Annotated in this window: 21 protein-coding genes and 1 tRNA gene; 17 read left to right on the top strand and 5 right to left on the bottom strand. The window is 66.8% G+C overall.

The features are described 5' to 3' along the window. The first annotated feature begins 55 nt into the window (after window positions 1-55). On the top strand, window positions 56-2,689 hold the full coding sequence (glnD, locus tag QQA13_RS11005; RefSeq protein WP_108472392.1) for a [protein-PII] uridylyltransferase: 2,634 nt from the start codon (window positions 56-58) through the stop codon (window positions 2,687-2,689). A 61-nt stretch (window positions 2,690-2,750) separates the two neighbouring features. Then, a complete protein-coding gene (locus QQA13_RS11000) occupies window positions 2,751-3,200 on the top strand; it encodes a CopD family protein (RefSeq protein ID WP_108472393.1) in 450 nt (149 codons plus the stop codon). A gap of 21 nt (window positions 3,201-3,221) precedes the next feature. On the opposite strand, the gene QQA13_RS10995 is transcribed toward QQA13_RS11000, so the two are convergent. Beyond that, window positions 3,222-4,229 carry an NAD-dependent epimerase gene (locus QQA13_RS10995; protein ID WP_108472394.1) on the bottom strand — a complete coding sequence of 336 codons (1,008 nt, stop codon included), beginning with the start codon at window positions 4,227-4,229 and terminating at the stop codon, window positions 3,222-3,224. Window positions 4,230-4,476: 247 nt separating this feature from the next. On the opposite strand from QQA13_RS10995, the gene thrS reads away from it, so the two are divergent. The 11 genes from thrS (at window position 4,477) to QQA13_RS10940 (ending at window position 13,505) form a co-directional block, all read left to right on the top strand. Further along, a complete protein-coding gene (thrS, locus tag QQA13_RS10990; RefSeq protein ID WP_108472395.1) occupies window positions 4,477-6,378 on the top strand; it encodes a threonine--tRNA ligase in 1,902 nt (633 codons plus the stop codon). 44 nt (window positions 6,379-6,422) lie between these two features. Next, a complete protein-coding gene (infC, locus tag QQA13_RS10985; protein WP_304412458.1) occupies window positions 6,423-6,947 on the top strand; it encodes a translation initiation factor IF-3 in 525 nt (174 codons plus the stop codon). Window positions 6,948-7,154: 207 nt separating this feature from the next. Next, window positions 7,155-7,352 carry a 50S ribosomal protein L35 gene (gene rpmI / locus QQA13_RS10980; RefSeq protein ID WP_007512063.1) on the top strand — a complete coding sequence of 66 codons (198 nt, stop codon included), beginning with the start codon at window positions 7,155-7,157 and terminating at the stop codon, window positions 7,350-7,352. Window positions 7,353-7,363: 11 nt separating this feature from the next. After that, on the top strand, window positions 7,364-7,723 hold the full coding sequence (rplT, locus tag QQA13_RS10975) for a 50S ribosomal protein L20 (RefSeq protein WP_108472396.1): 360 nt from the start codon (window positions 7,364-7,366) through the stop codon (window positions 7,721-7,723). A 96-nt stretch (window positions 7,724-7,819) separates the two neighbouring features. Then, window positions 7,820-8,830: a phenylalanine--tRNA ligase subunit alpha gene (gene pheS, locus QQA13_RS10970; RefSeq protein ID WP_108472397.1), complete on the top strand. Its 1,011-nt coding sequence runs from the start codon at window positions 7,820-7,822 to the stop codon at window positions 8,828-8,830. Between the two features lie 98 nt (window positions 8,831-8,928). Then, the gene (gene pheT, locus QQA13_RS10965; protein ID WP_108472398.1) at window positions 8,929-11,307 is read left to right on the top strand and encodes a phenylalanine--tRNA ligase subunit beta; all 2,379 of its coding nucleotides are present in this window, start codon (window positions 8,929-8,931) and stop codon (window positions 11,305-11,307) included. A 1-nt stretch (window position 11,308) separates the two neighbouring features. After that, window positions 11,309-11,608: an integration host factor subunit alpha gene (gene ihfA / locus QQA13_RS10960; RefSeq protein ID WP_007804491.1), complete on the top strand. Its 300-nt coding sequence runs from the start codon at window positions 11,309-11,311 to the stop codon at window positions 11,606-11,608. Continuing rightward, on the top strand, window positions 11,589-11,945 hold the full coding sequence (locus QQA13_RS10955) for a MerR family transcriptional regulator (protein ID WP_056386704.1): 357 nt from the start codon (window positions 11,589-11,591) through the stop codon (window positions 11,943-11,945). The genes ihfA and QQA13_RS10955 overlap by 20 nt, the downstream gene beginning before the upstream one ends. A gap of 62 nt (window positions 11,946-12,007) precedes the next feature. Next, window positions 12,008-12,084, top strand: a tRNA-Pro gene (locus QQA13_RS10950). Window positions 12,085-12,227: 143 nt separating this feature from the next. Then, window positions 12,228-12,992 (top strand): hypothetical protein, encoded by a 765-nt coding sequence (locus QQA13_RS10945; protein ID WP_159082207.1) that lies wholly within the window; start codon window positions 12,228-12,230, stop codon window positions 12,990-12,992. A gap of 177 nt (window positions 12,993-13,169) precedes the next feature. Further along, entirely contained in the window at window positions 13,170-13,505 is a 336-nt protein-coding gene (locus tag QQA13_RS10940; protein WP_108472400.1) for a hypothetical protein, read from the top strand. 77 nt (window positions 13,506-13,582) lie between these two features. Here QQA13_RS10940 and serA read toward each other — a convergent pair whose 3' ends face one another. Further along, window positions 13,583-14,815 (bottom strand): phosphoglycerate dehydrogenase, encoded by a 1,233-nt coding sequence (serA, locus tag QQA13_RS10935; protein WP_108472401.1) that lies wholly within the window; start codon window positions 14,813-14,815, stop codon window positions 13,583-13,585. A 120-nt stretch (window positions 14,816-14,935) separates the two neighbouring features. Between serA and QQA13_RS10930 the strand changes: the two genes are divergently transcribed. Both QQA13_RS10930 and pip read left to right on the top strand, forming a co-directional pair. Next, window positions 14,936-16,327 carry an FAD-binding oxidoreductase gene (locus QQA13_RS10930; RefSeq protein ID WP_108472402.1) on the top strand — a complete coding sequence of 464 codons (1,392 nt, stop codon included), beginning with the start codon at window positions 14,936-14,938 and terminating at the stop codon, window positions 16,325-16,327. A 63-nt stretch (window positions 16,328-16,390) separates the two neighbouring features. Continuing rightward, a complete protein-coding gene (pip, locus tag QQA13_RS10925; RefSeq protein WP_108472403.1) occupies window positions 16,391-17,350 on the top strand; it encodes a prolyl aminopeptidase in 960 nt (319 codons plus the stop codon). A gap of 31 nt (window positions 17,351-17,381) precedes the next feature. Here pip and upp read toward each other — a convergent pair whose 3' ends face one another. The 3 genes from upp to QQA13_RS10910 form a co-directional block, all read right to left on the bottom strand. After that, window positions 17,382-18,026, bottom strand: a complete 645-nt coding sequence (gene upp, locus QQA13_RS10920) for a uracil phosphoribosyltransferase (protein WP_108472404.1) — start codon at window positions 18,024-18,026, stop codon at window positions 17,382-17,384. A gap of 122 nt (window positions 18,027-18,148) precedes the next feature. Further along, window positions 18,149-18,535 (bottom strand): PsiF family protein, encoded by a 387-nt coding sequence (locus QQA13_RS10915; RefSeq protein ID WP_108472405.1) that lies wholly within the window; start codon window positions 18,533-18,535, stop codon window positions 18,149-18,151. 144 nt (window positions 18,536-18,679) lie between these two features. Continuing rightward, window positions 18,680-20,176 carry an aminotransferase class III-fold pyridoxal phosphate-dependent enzyme gene (locus tag QQA13_RS10910; protein ID WP_108472406.1) on the bottom strand — a complete coding sequence of 499 codons (1,497 nt, stop codon included), beginning with the start codon at window positions 20,174-20,176 and terminating at the stop codon, window positions 18,680-18,682. A gap of 330 nt (window positions 20,177-20,506) precedes the next feature. Here QQA13_RS10910 and QQA13_RS10905 point away from each other — a divergent pair, with 330 nt between their 5' ends. Further along, window positions 20,507-21,421 carry an ABC transporter ATP-binding protein gene (locus QQA13_RS10905; RefSeq protein ID WP_108472407.1) on the top strand — a complete coding sequence of 305 codons (915 nt, stop codon included), beginning with the start codon at window positions 20,507-20,509 and terminating at the stop codon, window positions 21,419-21,421. A gap of 1 nt (window position 21,422) precedes the next feature. Next, window positions 21,423-22,214: an ABC transporter permease gene (locus QQA13_RS10900; protein ID WP_108472408.1), complete on the top strand. Its 792-nt coding sequence runs from the start codon at window positions 21,423-21,425 to the stop codon at window positions 22,212-22,214. Window positions 22,215-22,222: the final 8 nt, after the last annotated feature.

Below are 22,222 nucleotides of genomic sequence, written 5' to 3'. Positions count from 1 at the left end.
GATGTCGCCCCGGCGTGGCAGACTGGTTTCTCCCATTCCTTAGACTCCCTTCGCGATGAGCGTCGTGCTGCCGCCACTACCCCGCCTGCCGACAGCAGTGCCGCGTTCCGGCGTCTCGGCCGAGGCGCGGCAGGCCTTGCGGCAGTTGCTGGGCGACGTCGACCGGGCACTTGCCACCGCGTTTCGCGATGGCGCCGATGCCAGTGCGCTGGCGCGGCGCCGCGGTGAATCGGTGGCACGCATCGTGGCGCACGTATGGACCGCCTGTCTTGGCGACGTGACCGGGGCGGCGCTGTTCGCGGTCGGCGGCTTCGGCCGCGGCCTGCTGTTCCCGTATTCGGACGTGGACCTGCTGGCACTGGTGCAGGCGCCCGTGCCTGCGCGCCTGCGCGCGCTGGAGCAGTTCTTCGCCACGCTGTGGGACATCGGCCTGAAGGTCGGCCACGCGGTGCGCGATCCCGCGCAGTGCCGCACGCTGGCGGCGCAGGACGCCAGCGTGTTCACCACCCTGCTGGACGCGTACCGGCTGGCCGGTGATGTGGCGTTCGACGCGCAGCTCAAGGCCATCGTCGACGATCCGGTGCTGTGGCCGCCGCAGGCGTATCTGGAGGCGCGGCTGGCCGAGCGCGATGCGCGGCATGCCCGCTTCGACGACACCGCCTACAACCTGGAGCCGAACCTCAAGGACGGCCCCGGCGGCTTGCGCACACTCGATTCGCTGCGCTGGCTGGGCCGGCGGCTGGCGCATGCGCGCGACTTGTCCGACATGGTGACGGAGGGATTGCTCGATCCGGCCGAGCTGGCTGCACTGGAGCAGTCCGAGGCGACCCTGCGCCGTTATCGCTACGCGCTGCACCTGGAGGCGGGCCGGCCCGAGGAACGGCTGCTGTTCGACTACCAGCGCGCGCTGGCCGCGCGGCTGGGCTTCGAGGACGAGCATGCGAAGAACCTCGGCGTGGAGCAGTTCATGCAGGGCTATTACCGCGCAGCGAGCCAGGTCGAGCGACTTGGCATGCAGGTGGCCGAACGTTTCGTGGAAATGCTGGAGCCGCCGGGTGAGGCGGTAGCTGTGGGCGCCGACTTCATCCGCTACGGCAAGCGCCTGGCGGCACGCGATCCGCAGCTGTTCATGCGCCGGCCGGCGGCGCTGGTGGAGATCTTCATCGCGCGGATGGACCAGCCCGGCGTGGTCGGCTTCAGCGCCGACACCATGCGTCGCATCCACCAGGCCACCGCTGTGCATGGCGACGCACTGGCCGACGACCGCGAGGCGCTGACCGCGTTCCTGCGGCTGCTGCGTCGTGGTGCGCCGGCGGTGGAAGCGTTGTGGCGGATGAACCGGCACGGCCTGCTGGCGGCGATCCTGCCGGCGTTCGGCAAGGTGTTCGGGCGCATGCAGTACGACCTGTTCCACGTCTACACGGTCGACGAACACACCCTGCGCGTGCTGCGCAACCTGGCGCGCTTTGCCGATCCGGCGGCGCAGCGCGAATTTCCGCTGGGCTGCGAGATCTGGGCCGGCCTGCCGGTGCCGGAAGTGCTGCTGCTGGCGGGTTTGTTCCATGACATCGCCAAGGGCCGCGGCGGCGACCACTCGGTGCTGGGCGAGCAGGATGCGCGCGTCTTCTGCAGCCGGCTGGGCCTGCCGCCCGGCGATGTCGAGCAGGTTGCCTGGCTGGTGCGCTGGCACCTGCTGATGAGCACCACCGCGCAGCGCCAGGACATCACCGATCCCGACGTGGTGCACCGGTTTGCGCAGGTCGTCGGCAATCGCGAGCGGCTCGGCCAGCTGTACCTGCTGACCATCGCCGACATCATCGGCACCAGTCCGCGGCTGTGGAACGGCTGGAAGGACCGGCTGCTTGCCGACCTTTACACCGGTACCCGCTACGCCTTGCGCAGCGACGTGGAGCTGCCGCGCGACATCGGTGCGCGCGTGCGCGAATGTTCCGAGTACGCACTGGCCTTGCTGCTGAACGAGGGGCACGCCGAAGCCGACGTGGTGCGGGTCTGGGCCGACTTCCCCCAGCTCAGCTTCCTGCGCCATCGGCCCGAGCAGATCGCCTGGCAGACCGCGGCGATCCTGCGTGCACAGGGGGCGCTGCCGCTGGTGGCGGTACACCCGCTGTCGGTGCGCGGCAGTACCGAACTGTTCGTCTACACGCCCGATCGCGACGGCCTGTTCGCCACCATCACGGCCGTGCTGGACCGGTTGCGTTTCTCGGTGGTCGAAGCGCGCATTCTCAGCTCGCCGACCGGGATGGCGCTGGATACCCTGCTGCTGCTGGACGCGGACAGCCAGCAACCGGTGAGCGCGGCCCGCGCGGAGGAACTGCAGCAGCGCTTGCAGCGTGCGCTGGCGCAATCCATCGGCGTGCAGCCGAGCAAGCGCGGCATGTCGCGCCACCAGAAACATTTCCAGATGACGCCGCAGATCAGCTTCCACGCCGCCGGCGACCGTACCCAGCTGGCCCTGGTCGGCGCCGACCGTCCCGGCCTGCTGGCCGCGGTGGCGCAGGTGATGCTGGCCACCGGGGTGCGCGTGCACGATGCGCGCATCGCCACCTTCGGCGAGCGCGTTGAGGATTTTTTCCAGCTCACCGACCGCCACGACGCGCCGCTCGACGCGGCGCTGCAAGGGCGTCTGCTGCAGGCGCTGCTGGAACGCATCGGCCCGGCGCGGGATTGAACGGCGGCCCTCGCGTTATCATCACGGCCGCTGCGCGTCGCAGCGGCCACGCGGTTTCGCCATGACCTACCTGTTGATCAAGTCGTTGCACCTGCTGTTCGTGATCGCCTGGATGGCTGCGGTGTTCTACCTGCCGCGGATCCTGGTAAACCTGGCCGAGGCGGCGAATGAGCCGGCGGTGCTGGCGCGGCTGCAGCTGATGGGACGGCGGCTGTACAAGTTCGGCCACAACATGTTCGGCATCGCGTTCCTGTTCGGGCTGGTCCTGTGGCAGGGCTGGCGGGTGTTTCCGCAGAGGTTGCCGAACGTGGCCGCCGGCACGCACTGGATCGACGCCAAGCTGACCCTGGTCGCCGTGCTGCTGGCCTACTTCATCTGGGCCGGGCGCATGCTCAAGCGCAGCGAGAAGGGCGGCGCGCTGCCGTCCTCGCGCACGCTGCGCTGGCTCAACGAGTTGCCGGTGCTGCTGTTGCTAGGTGTGATTTTCCTGGTGATCGCCAAGCCGTTTTGAGGCGTCGCTCCCACGCAGCGATCATCGCTTGAAATAGTCCCGGTACCACGCCACGAACTTGGCCACGCCATCCTCGATCGAGGTATTCGGCGCGTAGCCCACGTCGCGGCGCAGCGCCGACACGTCGGCCCAGGTATCGGGCACGTCGCCGGGTTGCATCGGAAGCAGGCGCTTTTCCACGCTGCGGCCGAGGTTCTGTTCCAGCAGTTCGATGAAGCGCAGCAGCTGCACCGGCTGGTCGTTGCCGAGGTTGTAGACGCGGTACGGCGCATTCGAGCTGCCCGGGTTCGGCCGCTCCGCATCGTAGGCCGGGTCCGGTTCGGCCGGATGGTCGAGCGTGCGGATCACGCCCTCGACGATGTCGTCGATATAGGTGAAGTCGCGGCTGTGCTGGCCGAAGTTGAATACGTCGATCGGTTCACCGCGGCTGATCCGGTCGGCGAACAGCATTGGCGACATGTCCGGTCGACCCCACGGTCCGTACACGGTGAAGAAGCGCAGGCCGGTGGTGGACAGGCCATACAGGTGGCTGTAGGTGTGCGCCATCAACTCGTTCGCCTTCTTGCTGGCGGCATACAGGCTGACCGGGTGGTCGACGGCGTCCTCGACTGCGAACGGCAATTTTCGATTGGCACCGTAAACCGAACTGGACGAGGCATAGACCAGGTGCTCCACGTCGCCGTGGCGGCAGGCTTCGAGGATGTTGACGAAGCCGACCAGGTTGCTCGACACGTAGGCCTGCGGGTTCTGCAGCGAGTAGCGCACGCCGGCCTGCGCGGCAAGGTTCACCACTCGCTGTGGCCTGAATGTGGCGAACGCATGATTCAGCGCGCCTGCATCGGCCAGATCGGCGCGCTGGTGGGTGTAGTTCGGATGATCGGCGAAGCGCGCCAGGCGGGCTTCCTTCAGCGCCGGGTCGTAGTAGTCGTTGTGGTTGTCGTAGCCGTACACCACGTCGCCGCGTGCCAGCAGGCGTTGCGCCAGGGCGGCGCCGATGAAGCCGGCGGTACCGGTGACCAGGATGCGCATGGAGTGTCCTCGGAAGATCGGGGCATTCTACCGCCGTGCACAGCCGGCAAGGCCGCGTCGGGCGAGGATTGACAGGCAATCTGGGCTAAACTAGCGTTTCGATATCGCCCAAGACCCAAGGTGGCCCGCGCTTGCGCCGGCCGAGTGTGCGACATGGCAACTACCTGCTTCCACGACTGACCGCCACCACGCCTTCGTTTACAAAGAAAGGGCGTCACGCCCTTTTTTGCTTTTCCAGAGAAGCCCCATGATTGAAATCACGCTACCCGACGGCAGCAAGAAGCCGTTCGATCATCCCGTTACCGTGCAGGACGTGGCTGCCTCGATTGGCGCCGGCCTGGCCAAGGCAACGTTGGCCGGCAAGGTCGACGGCCAGCTGGTCGACGCCAGCTTCCCGATCGAGCACGACGTCAGCCTGCAGATCGTCACCGAGAAGAGCCCCGAGGCGCTGGAGATCCTGCGCCACTCCACCGCGCACTTGATGGGCCAGGCCGTGCAGCGGCTGTTCCCGGGTGCGCAGGTCACGATCGGCCCGGTGATCGAGAACGGCTTCTACTACGACTTCGCCTACGAACGGCCGTTCACCCCGGACGACCTGCCGAAGATCGAGGCGGAGATGCACAAGATCGTCGCCGAGCAGTTGCCGGTGACGCGCAGCGTGAAATCGCGCGACGAGGCGGTGGCGTTCTTCCGCGGCCTGGGCGAAAGCTACAAGGCTGAGATCATCGAAGGCATTCCGGTCGACCAGGATCTGTCGCTGTATTCGCAGGGCGAGTTCACCGACCTGTGTCGCGGCCCGCACGTGTCGAACACTGGCAAGCTGCACTCGTTCAAGCTGATGAAGGTGGCCGGCGCGTACTGGCGCGGCGATTCGAACAACGCGATGCTCAGCCGCATCTATGGCACCGCCTGGCTCAACGACAAGGACCTGAAGGCCTACCTGTTCCAGCTGGAAGAGGCCGAGAAGCGCGACCACCGCAAGATCGGCAAGCAGCTCGACCTGTTCCACCAGCAGGAAGAAAGCCCGGGCATGGTGTTCTGGCACCCGAACGGCTGGGCGATCTGGCAGCAGGTCGAGCAGTACATGCGCGGCGTGTACAAGAAGAGCGGCTACCAGGAAGTGCGCTGCCCGATGGTGCTGGACGTGTCGCTATGGAAAAAGTCCGGCCATTGGGACAACTACCAAGAGAACATGTTCTTCACCGAGTCGGAGAAGCACACCTTCGCGCTGAAGCCGATGAACTGCCCGGGTCACGTGCAGGTGTTCAACACCGGCCTGCACAGCTACCGCGAACTGCCGATCCGCTACGGCGAATTCGGTGGTTGCCATCGCAACGAGCCGTCCGGCGCGCTGCACGGCATCATGCGCGTGCGCGCGTTCACCCAGGACGATGGCCACATCTTCTGCACCCCGGAGCAGGTCGAGGCCGAGGTCACTGCGTTCCACCTGCAGGCGATGAAGGTGTATGCGGACTTCGGCTTCACCGACCTGGCGATCAAGCTGGCACTGCGCCCCGAAAAGCGTATCGGTTCGGACGAATTCTGGGATCGCACCGAGGAAATGCTGCGTCGCGCGCTGCGCGCCGCCGGCGTGGAGTGGGAGGAGTTGCCGGGTGAGGGCGCGTTCTACGCACCCAAGATCGAGTACCACCTGAAGGACTCGATCGGCCGCGCCTGGCAGGTCGGCACCATGCAGGTCGATTTCATGATGCCTGAGCGCCTGGACGCCGAATATGTCGACGAGCACTCGCAGAAGCAGCATCCGGTGATGCTGCACCGGGCCATCGTCGGCTCGATGGAGCGTTTCATCGGTATCCTGATCGAGCACCACGCCGGCCTGCTGCCGGCCTGGCTGGCCCCGGTGCAGGCGGTGGTGATCAATATCACCGACGCCCAGGCCGATTACGTCCGCGAGGTAACGCAAGCCCTTGTCGACAAAGGTTTCCGGGTACAATCGGATTTGCGCAACGAGAAAGTCGGCTATAAAATCCGCGAACATACGATGCAGAAAGTGCCTTATCTCCTCGTGGTCGGTGACCGCGAGAAAGAGACGGGTGCGGTTTCTGTACGTACCCGTTCCGGCGAGGACCTGGGCAGCATGCCGCTGGCCAGCTTCGTCGAACGACTGGAGACCGAAATCCGGCGCTGAGCGCCGGACGGTCTGACTCATTACTTCTTCTGGAGGATCGTGGTATCGCTACCACCGACAACAAGGGCAATCGTCGTAACCTGGAAATCCGCGTGCCGCGCGTGCGCGTGATTGGCGCTGACTCCGAGCAGCTGGGCATTCTCAGCCGCGACGAGGCGCTGAGCCTGGCGCAGGAAGCGGGCATGGATCTGGTCGAGATCCAGCCCAACGGCGACCCGCCGGTCTGCCGCATCATGGATTACGGCAAGTTCAAGTTCGAAGCCCAGAAGAAGGCGCAGGCCGCCAAGAAGAAGCAGAAGCAGGTCGAGATCAAGGAAGTGAAGTTCCGTCCGGTCACGGACGTGGGCGACTACCAGATCAAGCTGCGCAACATGCTCCGTTTTCTGGAAGAGGGCGACAAGGTCAAGGTCACCATCCGCTTCCGCGGCCGCGAGATGTCGCACCAGGACCTGGGCCAGAACCTGGCCAAGAAGATCCAGGAAGACGTCGGTGACAACGGCCAGGTCGAGTCCTTCCCGCGGCTGGAAGGGCGCCAGATGGTCATGATGATCGGCCCGAAGAAGAAATAAGCCGGCGTGCACCATCGGGTGCACTCCTACTGGCATCCGGGGATTGAACTCCGTATAATCGCCGGTTCGACCCGCCTGGATGGGTCGTGCACCGATCGTGGCAGGACGGAAAGCGTGGCCAGGCTCCTTCGGGACGCCGCCACCGCCAGATCAGTCAGAAACCGGGGCTGCCCGCGCAGGGCGAGTCCCATACCAAGGAGCATTCCCATGCCCAAGATCAAGACCAACCGGGCGGCTGCGAAGCGTTTTCGCAAGACCGCGTCGGGCAAGATCAAGTGCGGCCACGCGTTCAAGTCGCACATCCTGACCAAGAAGTCGACCAAGCAGAAGCGTGGTCTCCGTGCACCGAACCACCTCAAGGCGTGTGATGCGCCGGGCGTGGCTCGCATGCTGCCGTACTTGTGAGGAGATAGACCATGGCTCGTGTAAAGCGTGGCGTCACCGCCCGTCGTCGTCACAAGAAAATCATCGGTCGCGCCAAGGGTTACTACAACGCCCGCCGCAAGGTCTTCCGCGTTGCCAACCAGGCCGTCACCAAGGCCGGCCAGTACGCCTATATCGGCCGCAAGCAGCGCAAGCGTCAGTTCCGTGCGCTGTGGATCGTGCGCATCAACGCCGCCGCGCGCATGTTCGGGCTGTCCTACAGCCGCCTGATCAATGGCCTGAGCAAGGCCGGTATCACCGTCGACCGCAAGGTCCTCGCGGATATCGCCGTGCATGACATCAAGGCGTTTGGTGCGATCGCCGACAAGGCGAAGGCCGCCCTGGCTGCTTGATCGTCGATTGCGACGATAGAATGTGAATCAAGCGGGGAGGAGGCCAAAGCCTTCTCCCCGTTTTTGTTTCTGTGCACTTCATACGGAACCGCATCGATGGATGACCTGGACAGCCGCGCCGCGCAGGCGCTGGCCGACATCGACAAGGCCGATACGCTGGACGCGCTCGATGCGCTGCGCGTCGGCCTGCTGGGCAAGAGCGGCATCGTCACCGCCGCGCTGAAGACGCTGGGTGCGCTGGCGCCGGATGAGCGCAAGGCGCGCGGCGCCGAAGTGAACCGGGTCAAGGAACGTCTTGCCGACGCGCTGGCTGCGCGCAAGCAGCTGCTGGAGCAGGTCGAGCTCGATCGCCGCCTCGCCTCCGAGAGGCTGGACATCAGCCTGCCTGGTCGTGATGGCGAGCGCGGCGGCATTCATCCGGTCACCCGTGCGCTGGAACGCATCGCGTCGATCTTCGCGCGGCTCGGTTACCAGCGCGTCGACGGCCCGGAGATCGAGGACGACTGGCACAACTTCGAGGCGCTGAACTTCCCGCCGCACCACCCGGCGCGCGCCATGCACGACACCTTCTACATCGCCGATGAAGGCAGCGGCGGCCGCCGCCTGCTGCGCACGCACACCTCGCCGGTGCAGATTCGCGCAATGGCCGGCCGCCAGCCGCCGATCCGCATCATCGCCCCGGGCAAGGTCTACCGCAGCGATTCGGACCAGACCCATTCGCCGATGTTCCACCAGGTCGAGGGCCTGCTGGTCGACGAGACCTCCAGCTTCGCCGACTTGAAGGGCACGCTGGCCGAGTTCATCCGTGCATTCTTCGAGCGCGACTTCGAGATGCGCTTCCGTCCCAGCTACTTCCCGTTCACCGAGCCGTCGGCCGAGGTCGATATCCGCTGGGACGCCGAGGACGGTTCGACGCGCTGGCTGGAAGTGCTCGGTTGCGGCATGGTCCATCCGAACGTGCTGAAGAACTGCGGCATCGACCCGGAGCGTTACACCGGCTTCGCCTTCGGCCTCGGCGTGGAGCGCTTTGCGATGCTGCGCTACGGCGTTTCCGACCTGCGCGCGTTCTTCGAGAACGATCTGCGGTTCCTCAGGCAGTTTGCCTGAGAAGTGAATCGGGAACAGGGAATGGGGAGTAGCGAAAGGCTGCAGGCCTGCGCTCTTCCGATGCCCTATTCCCCACTCCCCATTCCCGGACTTCAACCATGAAATTCTCCGAAAACTGGCTGCGTGAACTGGTGGATGTGCAGGCCGGCCGTGCCGAGCTGGCCCACGCGTTGACCATGGCCGGGCTGGAAGTGGAAGAGCTCACGCCGCTGGGCGAGGGCCTGGACGGCGTGGTGGTGGCCGAGATCGTCGCTGCCGAAAAGCATCCGCAAGCCGACCGCCTGCAGGTGTGCAAGGTGGATGCCGGGCAGGGCGAGCCGCTCACGATCGTTTGCGGCGCACCGAACGCGCGCGTGGGCATCAAGGTGCCGCTGGCCACGGTCGGTGCGCAGCTTCCCGGCGGCATCTCGATCAAGGCCGCGAAACTGCGCGGGGTGGAATCGTCCGGCATGCTGTGCTCGGCGAAGGAGCTGGGCATTGACGCAGACGCGTCAGGCCTGCTGGAACTGCCGCTGGACGCGCCGGTCGGCCAGCCGCTTGCCGCCTATCTTGGCCTGCCTGACGCCAGCATCGAGCTGAAGCTCACCCCGAACCGACCCGACTGCCTGGGCCTCTACGGTCTCGCGCACGATGTAGCCGCATTGTTCGGCAGTGTGGTGAAGCTGCCGGCAACCGTGGCCGTGCCAGTGACTGGCAGCGCGCGTCGCGGCATCCGCCTCGAGGCAGGCAAGGACGCGCCGCGTTATCTCGGCCGCATCATCGAAGGCATCGATCCGGCGGCGCGCTCGCCACTGTGGCTGGCCGAGCGCCTGCGCCGCGCCGGTCTGCGCCCGATCAGTGCCGTGGTCGACGTCACCAACTACGTGATGCTGGAGCTGGGCCAGCCGCTGCACGCGTTCGACAACGGCACGCTGGAAGGCGACATCGTGGTGCGCCACGCACGCGCCGGCGAGACGCTGAAGCTGCTGGACGGCAACGCAGCGAAACTGGACGATGGCTTCGTGCTGATCGCTGACGAGAACAAGCCGTTGGCGGTGGCTGGCGTGATGGGCGGCTATGACTCGCGCGTCACCGATGCCACCAGCGCCATCTTCCTGGAGTCCGCACACTTCGCACCGGCCGCAATCATGGGCCGCGCGCGCAAGCTGGGCCTGCACACCGACGCCTCGCACCGCTTCGAGCGTGGCGTCGATCCGGCGCTGCCGCGTCGTGCGCTGGAGCGCGCCAGCGAACTGCTGCTGGCGATCGTCGGCGGCAAGGCCGGCCCAGTGCTGGTGGCGGAGAATCCGGCCGACCTGCCGCAGCCGGTTGCGGTTGCCTTGCGTCGCGCACGCCTGCGTCGCGTACTTGGCGTGGACGTGGCCGATGTCGAAGTGGCGCGCATCTTCACCGCGCTGGGCATGCGGGTGGAAACGACTGCCGACGGCTGGCAGGTCACCGCACCGAGCAGCCGTTTCGACATCGAGCGCGAAGAGGATCTGATCGAGGAAGTCGCACGCATCTTCGGCTACGACAACATTCCCACCGCGACCCCGGCCGGCGCGCTCGCCCTGGCGATCGAGCCGGAGGCTCGCATCAACGAACTGGCGCTGCGCGAGCAATTGGCCGCGCGCGGCTATTACGAGGCGGTCAACCTGTCGTTCGTGGCAGCCGAGCTGCTGGCCAGCTGGGGCTTCACCGAGCGCCTGGTACCGCTGGCCAATCCGCTGTCGGCCGACCTCGCGGTGATGCGCCCGTCGCTGCTGCCGGGACTGATCGAGGCACTGCGCCACAACCGTGCGCGCCAGCAGGAGCGGGTGCGCCTGTTCGAAGTGGCCAGGGTGTTTGCGGCCGGTGACCCGCCGGCCGAAACCCCAAGCCTGGCCATCGTGGCCTGTGGTGCTGCCCGTGCCGAGCAGTGGGGTGAGCCGTCGCGGGTGCTGGATTTCCACGACCTCAAGGGCGACCTCGATACCCTGATCGCCTGGGGCGGCGAGCCGTCGCGCTGGTCGGTGCATGCCGACGGCCTGCCGGGCTGGCTGCACCCGGGACGCGGTGCACGGGTGGCCCGTGATGGCGCGACGGTGGGCTACCTGGGCGCATTGCACCCGCAACTGGCCAGGGCGCTGGATCTGGGCCCCGACGTGCACGTGCTGGAACTGGCCCTGGAACCGTTGCTGGCGCGCCGCCTGCCGCAAGCGCAGGCCGTGGCCCGGTTCCCGGCCGTGCGCCGCGACATCGCGGTGGATGTGCCGGAAACGGTGGGCTGGTCACAGATCGAGCAGGAGGTACGCCGCACGCTGGGTGAACGGCTGAAGGAACTCCGGCTGTTTGACCGTTACAGCGGCAAGGGGGTCGAAGCCGGCCGAAAAAGTCTCGCTATGGGCTTGATTTTACAGGACGCTTCACGCACGCTTACCGACGACGACGCGGATCGTTGCGTACGAGAAGCGATAGCTGCGTTGGAGCAATCATGCAAGGCAAAACTGCGAGGATGAGATGGCGCTGACCAAGGCGGAAATGGCCGAGCGGCTTTTCCTCGACGTGGGCCTCAACAAGCGTGAGGCCAAGGAGTTCGTGGACGCCTATTTCGAGGTGGTTCGCGGAGCACTGGAAAACGGCGAACAGGTGAAGTTGTCCGGCTTCGGCAATTTCGACCTGCGGCTGAAGAACCAGCGACCTGGACGCAATCCGAAGACCGGCGAGGAGATCCCGATCTCCGCCCGGCGCGTGGTGACGTTCCGACCGGGACAGAAACTCAAGGTAAGAGTCGAGGGCTATGCTGGATCAAGGGAATAACACCGAACTGCCTGCCATCCCGGCCAAGCGCTACTTCACCATCGGTGAGGTCGGCGAGTTGTGCGGTGTGAAGCCCCATGTGCTGCGCTACTGGGAGCAGGAGTTTCCCGCGCTCAATCCGGTCAAGCGCCGCGGCAACCGCCGCTACTACCAGCGCCACGACGTGCTGATGATCCGCCAGATCCGCTCGCTGCTGTACGACGAGGGTTTCACCATCACCGGCGCGCGCGCGCGGCTGGAAGGCCCGCAGGCGCGGATGGAAGCGAGCATCTCCCACCAGATCGTGCGCCAGGTGCGCATGGAGCTGGAAGAAGTATTGACCCTGCTGCGCCGCTGAAGCGCGATTCGTGCTTCCGGCAGCGGGCATCAAGCTGCTAGAATCGTCGTTTGCCGTTTCGTCGGGGCGTAGCGCAGCCTGGTAGCGCATCTGCCTGGGGGGCAGAGGGTCGTCGGTTCAAATCCGGCCGCCCCGACCAATTCGGCAAGACTCGACAGAAACGGCGCCCCGGCGCCGTTTCCTGTTTTGGCCGGCGCCACCTGTGGCCGTCCAAGTGATGCATCCGAGGTGTGCCGTGGGGTAGGCTCCGGCTGGAGATTTCCACCTCCGGGAGATGCCGTCATGCCGTCGAACAGCTGTCATCCCTGCGCCCCGCACGTGAGATTGAAGGCCCCCGACTGGTACGTCTCGGCGTTGATGCTGGACCGTGCGCTGGACGCGATCCTGCGGCGGGTGAAGAAGCTCGATCGCGAGCACGACATTCCCTACCTCGCCGGTTACAGCAAGGATGGCAAGACCATCTACATCGACCGCCATTTGCCGGAGAGCTTCACGTTCCGCGGGCGCAGCATCGAGGTGGACCGCTTCCTGATCCTGCACGAGGAGGTGGAAAAGACCCTGATCGACCAGTTGGGCCTGCACTATCTGCACGCACACCAGATCGCGACCCGCGCCGAAGAGGCGGCGGTGAACGCCGAACGGATCACTTGGGCCGCCTACGATCGCTTCATGCAGAAGTACGTGAAGTCGATCGGCGACGAGCGCCTGGTCAAGGTGCCGGCGGATCTTGATCTCAAGCCCTACCGCGATTACCACGATTACGACCTGTTGCAGCGGATGCTGCGGGGCATCGACGAGGGTCGGCTTTCCGGGCCGGACACCAGTGCGAGGAAACGGAGCGAACTGAAGGCCTACATGGACGCGTTCCGCGAAGAGCATCGCCTCGAGCAGCGCCGCGCTTCCGGCAAGACCAGCGGATCGCGCAAGGGATCACCTCCTGCAGGTGCCGATGGCGCCGACGCGGCAAGCAAGGCGCCGGCAGGGAAGGCGGCCGTGGGCAAGCGCGGTGGAACCAGGCAGACACGCACAGCTGCCCGGTCCGGTTGACAGGAAAGCCCGCCGCGAATTCCTGCGTTTAGTCCGCGGGCAGGCATCTGAACCGCAGGTGCTGGCTCTGCTTGCGACCCACTGGTGGAGTGCCGGATCGGCTCCGTAGGATGCGTCTCGCGGGCGCCGGCAGCACCGGCGGCCGTCATTCCAACCGAGACCGACGGAGACCCATCCATGAAGATCCAGTCCATGCTGATTGCCACCCTGCTGGTTGCTGTCGCGGGCACGACGGTGTGCGCCGCAAAGGATGTCGATACGAAGTGGCAGAAGCACCACCCACGCCGCGAACAGGTCAACGACCGCCTGCACCACCAGAACGCGCGGATCCGCGACGAAGTGAAGGAAGGCGACATGAGCAAGGCCGATGCAGCCAAGTTGCATCAGGACGATCACCGGATCCGCCAGGAGGAGCGCGACATGGCCAGCCAGAACCACGGCCACGTCACCCGGCAAGAGCAGAAGACGCTGGACCAGCAGGAAAACCAGGTCAGCAAGGAAATCGGCCACTGAGCAAGGGCCGGCGGTGCTTTTTGCGTTGACACGAGGTGCGCGCTGGCGCCCCTCGTGCTGTCACCCACCGGCCTGCTTCAATACAGGACGCGGCTGCGCAAGGTGCCCGGGATCGCCGCCAGCTTCGCCTTGAGGTCATTCGCCTGGGCCTCGTCGGCACTCACGTCGATCACCACGTAGCCGACTTCGCTGTCGGTTTGCAGGAACTGCGCGTCGATGTTGATGTTGCCGGCCGAGAACAGTTCGTTGATGCGCGACAGCGTGCCAGGCACGTTGCGGTGGATGTGCAGCAGGCGGCGGCTGTGCGGGTGTTCGGGCAGGGTGACTTCCGGGAAGTTCACCGCCGACAGGGTCGAACCGTTGTCGCTGTAACGGATCAGCTTGCTGGCGACCTCGATGCCGATGTTGTCCTGCGCCTCCAGTGTGCTGCCGCCGATGTGCGGGGTCAGGATCACGTTGTCCATGCCGACCAGCGGCGAGACGAAGGGGTCGTCGTTGCCCTTGGGCTCGCTCGGGAACACGTCCACCGCAGCCCCGGCCAGGTGGCCTTCGCGCAGCGCCGCAGCCAGGGCGTCGATGTCCACCACGCTGCCGCGCGAGGCGTTGATCAGCATCGCGCCGGCGCGCATCTTCGCCAGTTGCTCGCGGCGGATCATCAGCTGGGTCGCAGGGGTTTCCGGCACGTGCAGGGTGACCACGTCGGAACGTTCCAGCAGTTCGTCCAGGCTGGACACCGCACGGGCGTTGCCCAGCGCCAGCTTGGTCTCGATGTCGTGGAAGATCACCCGCATGCCCAGGCTCTCGGCCAGCACGCCGACCTGGGTGCCGATGTGGCCGTAGCCGACGATGCCGAGCACTTTGTCGCGGGTCTCGTAGCTGCCGCTGGCCGACTTGGTCCAGCCGCCGCGATGGCACAGCGCGTTCTTCTGCGGGATGCCGCGCAGCAGCATGATCGCCTCGGCGATCACCAGCTCCGCCACGCTGCGGGTGTTGGAATAGGGTGCGTTGAACACCGGCACGCCGAGCTTGCGGGCGGCACCCAGATCCACCTGGTTGGTGCCGATGCAGAAGCAACCCACCGCGATCAGCCGCTTGGCCTGGGCCAGCACCTCGGCGGTGAGCTGGGTGCGCGAGCGGATGCCGACGATGTGCGCGTCGGCGATGCGCGCCTTCAGTTCGTCTTCCGGCAACGACTTCGCATGCAGCTCGACCTGGCTGTAGCCGGCGCGGCGGAAATTCTCGACCGCACTGGCACTGACGCCCTCCAGCAGCAATACCTTGATGTCCTGGCGGGGGTAGGAGGTCTGCATGGGTCGGTCCGGGTCGAGTGGAGGGTGGATCTTGCCAGAGTAGGCGAGGATATGTCGCACTGCAACACTGGACGCCATCCGGCGTCGCTGGCAGTCTGTGCAGATACCCAGGAGCCCCGCATGTCCGATGCCCGTCTCGCCGATCTCGTCCGCCGCCTGCCTGGCCTGCGTCTGCTGACCGCCGCCGGCGACCTCGAGCATTACGGCCGCGACTGGACCCGGCGCTGGATTCCCGCGCCGCTGGCGATTGCGTTGCCGACCAGTGCGGAAGAGGTGCAGGCGATCGTGCGCTGGGCGAACGAACAGCGCGTGGCGATCGTGCCGTCCGGCGGCCGCACCGGCCTGTCCGGCGGCGCGGTGGCGGCCAACGGCGAGCTGGTGCTGAGCCTGGAGCGTATGAACCGGGTGCTGGATTTCAATGCGGTCGACCGCACGCTCACCGTGCAGCCGGGGGTGATCCTGCAGCACGTGCACGAGGCGGCGCGCGAGCACGGCCTGTTCTACCCGGTCGATTTCGCCGCGCGCGGCTCGTGCTCCATCGGCGGCAACATTGCCACCGATGCCGGTGGCATCCGAGTGATCCGCCACGGCAACACGCGCGAATGGATCGCCGGGCTGAAAGTGGTGGCCGGCAACGGCGAGTTGCTTGAACTCAACCGCGGCCTGATCAAGAACTCCAGCGGCTACGATTTCCGCCAGTTGCTGGTCGGCTCGGAAGGCACGCTGGGCATCGTAGTGGAGGCGACGCTGAAGCTCACCGAGCCGCCGCCACCGTCGCAGGTGATGCTGCTGGCGCTGCCGGACATGGACGCGCTGATGCAGGTGTTCGCGCTGTTCCGCGCGCGGCTGGCGTTGCAGGCGTTCGAGTTCTTCACCGACCACGCGTTGCGGCACGTGCTGGCGCACGGCGCGCAGCGCGCCATCGACGGCGATTACCCGTACTACGTGGTGACCGAGTTCGATGCGGCCGACGAGCGGCAGCAGGAGGCGGCGCTCGCCGCGTTCGAGCAGGGCATGGCGGAAGGCTGGATCGGCGACGGCGTGATCGCGCAGAGCGAGGCGCAGGCCGCCGTGCTGTGGCGGCTGCGCGAGGGCATCACCGAAAGCCTGGCGCCGCGGCGGCCGTACAAGAACGACGTGTCGGTGCGGATCAGCGCGGTGCCGGCGTTCCTGCATGAGATGCAGGCGTTGCTGGCGCGCGAGTATCCGCAGGCCGAGGTGGTCTGGTTCGGCCATATCGGCGACGGCAACCTGCATATCAACGTGCTGCGCCCGGACGGCCTGGCGGAGGACGCGTTCATTGCCCAGTGCGAACACGTCACCAAACTGCTGGCAGTGACGCTGCAGCGCCACGGCGGCAGCATCTCGGCCGAGCACGGCATTGGCCTGGTCAAGCGGGCCTACCTGGAAAGCACCCGCAGCGCGGCGGAAATCGCGTTGATGCGCGGCGTGCGCAAGGTGTTCGATCCCAACGGCATCCTCAATCCCGGCAAGCTGTTCGCGGACGACTGAAGGCCCGGCAGGCCGCGCCCGTGCTAGTCTTGGCGGCTTGTCTGTCGACCTTGAGGAGCCGTCATGCCGTCGTCGCCGCTGCGTTCGCTGTATCCCGAAATCGAGCCATTCGACAGCGGCTTCCTGCCGGTCTCACCCCTGCACACGCTGTACTACGAGCAGAGCGGCAACCCGAACGGCAAGCCGGTGGTGTTCCTGCATGGCGGCCCGGGCGGCGGTACCAATGCGAAGTGCCGGCGCTTCTTCGATCCTGCGGTGTACCGCATCGTGCTGTTCGACCAGCGCGGCTGCGGCAAGTCCACGCCGCATGCGGAGCTGACCGACAACACCACCTGGGACCTGGTCGCCGACATCGAGCGCGTGCGCGAGCACCTGGGCATCGACCGCTGGCAGGTGTTCGGCGGCTCGTGGGGCTCCACGCTGGCGCTGGCGTATGCACAGGCGCACCCGGACAAGCTCACCGAGCTGGTGCTGCGCGGCATCTTCATGCTGCGGCGCTGGGAACTGGAATGGTTCTACCAGAAGGGTTGCGACGCGCTTTATCCGGATGCGTGGGAGACCTATCTCAACGCGATCCCCGAAGTCGAGCGCGGCGACCTGATGAGCGCTTATCACCGCCGCCTGACCAGCGCCGACGCGAAGACGCGCACCGATGCAGCGCGTGCCTGGTCGGTATGGGAGGGCGCCACCAGCTTCCTGTGGCAGGACGAGTCGCACATCGAGTCCAGCGGCGAGGACGAGTTTGCGCTGGCGTTCGCGCGCATCGAGTGCCACTACTTCGTCAACGGCGGCTTCTTCGAGCACGACGACCAGTTGCTGCGCAACGTCGAGCGCATCCGGAACATTCCGGCGGTGATCGTGCAGGGTCGCTACGACGTGGTGTGCCCGCTGCGCAGCGCGTGGGACCTGCATCGCGCGTGGCCCGAGGCGGACCTGCGGATCGTGCAGGACGCCGGTCATTCGGCGTTCGAGCCGGGCAACGTGCACGAGCTGGTGGAGGCGACCGACCGCTTCGGCCGCTGAGGCGGGCGGGCTCCTGCGCGGCTGGTATCGGTCAGCCGTTCGCCGGCAGCTGCTTGGTGCCGAAGATCTTGTCGCCGGCGTCGCCGAGGCCGGGCAGGATGTAGCCGTGTTCGTTGAGGCGCTGGTCGATCGCGGCGGTATAGATCTCGATGTCGGGATGGGCGGCGGTGATGCGCTCCAGGCCTTCCGGCGCGGCGACCAGGAACAGTCCCTTGATGCGTTTGCAGCCGGCCGCCTTGAGCATGTCGACGGTGGCGACCAGTGTGCCGGCAGTGGCCAGCATCGGGTCGACGATCAGCGCGATGCGCTCGTCCATGCGGCCGCTGAGTTTTTCGTAGTAGGTGGTCGGCTTCAGCGTCTGCTCGTCGCGCTGCAGGCCGACCACGCTGACCTTGGCGGCCGGGATCATGTCGAGCACGCCGGGCAGCATGCCCAGGCCGGCGCGCAGGATCGGCACGATGGTGATCTTCCTGCCCTTGATCCGGTGCACCTGCAGCGGGCCGGCCCAACCCTCGATCTCTTCCTCGACGGTTTCCAGGTCCTTGGTGGCCTCGTAGGTGAGCAGGGCGGCGACCTCGGAGGCCAGCTCGCGGAACTCCTTGGTGCTGATGCCGGCGCGGCGCATCAGGCCGAGCTTGTGCTGGATCAGCGGATGGCGGACTTCGACGATCTTCATGGGTGGCTGTCTTCCGGGCGTCGAGGGCGTGACAGTCGGGGAGCTTAACGAAGCGGCCCCGCCGGCGCACGCATGGACAGGCATACGTCGGCGGGGCCGGAGTTGCAGGAGGTCTTGAGGTCTTACGGCGTGGCGGCTGCGTCGCCCTTGAGACAGCTGCTCATGAAGGTCTTGCGCTCCGCGCCCTTGAGCGCCTTCGTCTTGGCGTCGGCGTTGCAGGCCTTCATCTTTTCCTGCTGGGTCTGTTTCGCCGTGGGCGCGGCGGCCGTTGCGGTGGCCGGTGCCGCGGCGGCAGTGCTGCCACCCTTCAGGCAGGTGCTCATGAAGGTCTTGCGCTCGGCCCCTTTCTTGCCGGTGGCTTGCTTGTTGCAATCGACCATGCGCTGCTGCTGCGCCGTGTGGACCTTGGTGGCCGGAGCGGTGGTGCTGGCTTGCGGTGCGGCCGCGAAGGCGGCACCAGCGAAAGCGAAGGCAGCACTGGCGACAAGCAGGCGAAGTGACATCGACATCGTTGAACCCTCCCTAGGTGACCGGCAAGCACCGGCCCGGACAGTCTATGCCGGACGGCCGCCATGGCGGGAGTGGGTGAAACCTGACATGCACGAAGTATTCAGCTGCGGCGACGTGTCAAGTGTCGCCGCAGCCGTCTCCGCTCAGGCCGCCTCGGCCTTGGCCTTGCGCGGCCCTTCCAGCAGCGCTTTGCGCACGTGCGACACGATCAGGTCGACCTCGGCGCTGGTGACGTTGAAGTGCGGGGTGAAACGCAGCGAATTGGTGCCGCCGTGGATCACGCCGACGCCGTGCTCGCGCATGTATTCCTCGGTGGAACCGGCGCCGTAGCACTTGTATTCCGGGGCCAGCTCGCAGGAGAACAGCAGGCCGGTGCCCTGCACCTTGGTGATCAGGCCGCCCAGCTCGCCCTTCAGCGCGTTGAGCTTGTCGACGAATTCCTTGCCACGCTCGCGGATGTTGCTGCGCACGGCGTCGCTGAGCTCGCCCAGCGTGGCCAGTGCCACGTCCAGCGCGCGCGGGTTGGCGGTCATGGTGTTGCCGTAGATGCCCTTGCGGTACAGCCCGGCGGCGTGTTCGCCGACAGCCAATACCGACAGCGGATACTGGCCGGCGTTGAGCGCCTTGGAGAAGGTTTCCATGTCCGGCGGCGGCAGGCCCTCGAAGCCGGGGTAGTCCACGAACGACAGCACGCCGTGGGCGCGCAGGCCGGCCTGGATCGAGTCGACCAGCAAGAGGGTACCGTGCGATTCAGTGAGCGCGCGGGCGGCCTTGTAGAACTCCGGCGTCACCGCGCGACCGGGGTCGCCTTCGCCCATCACTGGTTCCAGGAACATCGCCTCGATGAACCAGCCGTGCTTGTCGGCGTCGGCGAACGCGGCTTCCAGCTGCGCCACGTCGTAGGGCGCCACGGTGATCAGGGTGTCCTCGTGGCGGTAGCTGGCGAGGTTCTGCTGGTAGGTCTTGCGGCTGGAATCGGAGTACAGCGCCGGCGCCTCGGTGCGGCCGTGGAATGCACCCTTCACCGCCAGCCGCTTGATCGTGCGGCCGGCGTAGCGCGCGCCGGTGTCGGTCATCGCCTTGGCGTTGACATCGGCGATGCGGCAGGCCAGCGAGACCGACTCGGAGCCGGAGTTCAGGCACAGGTAGCGCGTGTACGGGCTGCCGCCGCGGCTGCGGCCCAGCTCCTTGTCCAGCGCCGCGGTGAAGCGCAGCTGCGCCACGCTGGGCGACATCACGTTCGCCATCACCTGCGGCCGGGCCAGCGCGGCCAGGATCGCCGGGTCGTTGTGGCCGAAGCCGAGCATGCCGTAGCCGCCGTTGTCGTGCACCACGGCGCCCTTCAGGGTGACGATCCACGGGCCGCGCGCGGCCGCCGGCAGGTACGGGTTGATCGCGTCGTCGGGATAGAAGTTGACGAAGCCGGCCTGCACCCGCACGAGCTGTTCGGCTTCATCGAGCTTGAGGAAATCGACCAGGTCGGCACGCAGCTCGCGATGGCGCGCCACCGCCTCGGCGATCGCCTGGCCCAGCAGGGGATCGTTCGCCGCCATGCGCTCGATGCTGGCGTCGTCCAGGCCGGTGGTCCGCGGCTTGCCGCCGAATTCGCGCAGTTCGCGCAGCTGGTTGATCACACCCATGGCTATCTCCTCAGGTCCGCCGGCGCCTCGCACCCAGCGCGAAGCAGGCCAACGTGTAGTGCGTGGGGGAGCCCGGCTCCCGCGGCGCGTGGCCCGGTTTGGCGGGTGGGCGCGCATCCACGAACGCCGAGGATAACCTGCGGCATGGCCTGCCCGGTACCCCCTGAGCCTGGCTGGCTGATCCATGGCCGCTGCGCTTTGCTTGCCTGATCAGGCGCTTGGGACGAAATTTGCCGTACGGATGACGCCTGTCACCCGCGATGGCTGACGGCGGCGACTGGGGCCGATGCGGCGCGCCGCCCAGACTGTGCGGCAGGAGGAGACACCCGCATGAACGACACTACCGTTGCCCGCCTTGCCGCCGCCGTGAAGCGTTACGGCCCACTCACCGCGCTGGATGGCGTGGACCTCGCCGTGCGGCGCGGCGAACTGCTCGCCCTGCTCGGCCCCAACGGTGCCGGCAAGAGCACCAGCATCAGCCTGCTGCTGGGATTGATCCGCCCGGACACGGGTCGCGCTGAACTGTTCGGGCTCGACCCACAGCGCATCGAGGTGCGCCGGCGCATCGGCGTGATGCTGCAGTCGGCCAATCTGCCGCCCACGCTGCGCGTGGGCGAACTGTTGCGCCTGACCATGAGCTATTACCCGAACCCGCGTGGCTACGACGAGACCGCCGTGCTGGCCGGCATCGCCGACCTGCTGCTGCGGCCCTACGGCAAGCTTTCCGGTGGCCAGCAGCGGCGCGTGCAGTTCGCGCTGGCGCTGTGCGCGCGTCCCGAGCTGCTGTTCCTCGACGAACCCACCGTGGGCATGGACATCGACGCACGGCAGAAGCTGTGGGCGGCCATGCGCGCGCTGGTCGCCGAAGGCTGCGCCGTGGTGCTCACCACGCATTACCTGGAGGAAGCCGAGGCGCTGGCGCAGCGCGTGGTGGTGCTCGGTCAGGGCCGCGTGCGCAGCGAGGGCAGCGTGGACGACTTGCGCAAGCGGGTGGCACTCACGCGCATCCGCTGTGTGAGCAACCTCGATGCGGAAGCGGTTGCGGCCTGGCCGAACGTGGCATCCGCCACGCGCGAGGACGGTCACCTGCGTATCGCCACCGCGCAGGCCGAGGCAGTGGTGCGCCGCCTGCTCGACGCCGACCCCGTCCTCGGCGAACTGGAAGTGCAGCGCGCCGGCCTGGCCGAGGCGTTCACCGAACTCACCCGCGATGCCGCGGACACCGACCAGCGCGAGGCTGCCTGACATGCAAACCGCCATTTCCGTCGCTGCATCGGCGCCTGCCGTCGACATGCCGCGCCGCCGCGTGCTCGGCGCCTATCTCGAAGAAGCGCGCAGCGAATGCCTGCGCTACCTGCGCGCGCCCGGCTTCATGCTGCCGGTCATGCTGTTTCCCGCGATGTTCTACCTGCTGTTCGGCGTGTTGACGGCGAAGTCGAACAGCGCAGACGCGGCACGCTACCTGCTGGCCAGCTACGGCGTGTTCGGCGTGATGAGTCCGGGCCTGTTCGGTTTCGGCGTGTCGCTGGCGCTGGAGCGCGACGGCGGCCTGCTGACCTTCAAGCGCGCCCTGCCAATGCCGCCCGGCGCCTACCTGCTGGGCAAGATGCTGATGGCGATGGCGGCGGCCGGAGCGGTGATCGCGCTGCTGATGGCGATGGCTTTGACGCTGGCCCACGTGACGCTGACCCCGGCGCAGGCCGGCGCCTTGTTGCTCATCGGCATGTTCGGCGTGCTGCCGTTCTGCGCGCTGGGCATGTTCGTCGGCACCCTGATCAAGGGGCAGGGGGCCCCCGGTATGCTGAACCTGATCTACCTGCCGATGTCGTTCCTGTCCGGCCTGTGGATGCCGCTGCCGCTGCTGCCGAAATCCCTGCAGCAGATCGCGCCGGTATGGCCGAGCTACCACCTGGACCAGCTGGCGCTGGCGGCGGTGGGCCTGAACCGCGGCCCCTTGCTGGTGCACGTGCTGGTGCTGGCCGGCTTTGCCGCGGGCTTCGCGCTGCTGGCCGCCAGGCGCCTGCGCCGGCACGGTTGAAGTAGCAT

It is taken from the genome of Rhodanobacter thiooxydans (assembly GCF_030291135.1).
Taxonomy (GTDB): Bacteria; Pseudomonadota; Gammaproteobacteria; order Xanthomonadales; family Rhodanobacteraceae; genus Rhodanobacter; species Rhodanobacter thiooxydans_A.
Note: the sequence above shows the minus strand (reverse complement) of the source record. Positions and strands in the feature narration are given on the sequence as shown.